1 protein-coding gene is annotated in these 346 nt (G+C 56.6%); it reads left to right on the plus strand.

The features are described 5' to 3' along the window. Positions 1-346 (plus strand): hypothetical protein (locus V5T57_RS20715; RefSeq protein ID WP_332893173.1); only part of this gene is annotated, 346 nt, incomplete at both ends.

Consider the following 346-nt stretch of genomic DNA (forward strand, 5'->3'; position numbering starts at 1 on the left):
ACCAGCGGTACGGTGACCTACGGTCTGGGTCTGAAAGATAACGCCTCAGCACTGGGTGCGAATACCAACAGCTATGTGACCGGTGCTTACGATGTATCGGTAACGGATGCAGGTACGGTTGCAGAGCTCTCCGCCATTGAGACAGCGACGACCGGTACGGTGACTTACGGCCTGGGCGTGAAGGATCAGGCCTCTGCACTGGCAGCCAACACCAACAGCTACGTAACCGGTGCTTACGATGTATCGGTCACGGATGCAGGTACGGTTGCAGAACTCTCGGCCATTGAGTCCGATACAACCGGTACGGTCACTTACGGGGCAGGTCTGAAAGACCAAGCTTCTGCAC

Origin of the sequence: Magnetococcus sp. PR-3 (genome assembly GCF_036689865.1) — a bacterium.
Taxonomy (GTDB): domain Bacteria; phylum Pseudomonadota; class Magnetococcia; order Magnetococcales; family Magnetococcaceae; genus Magnetococcus.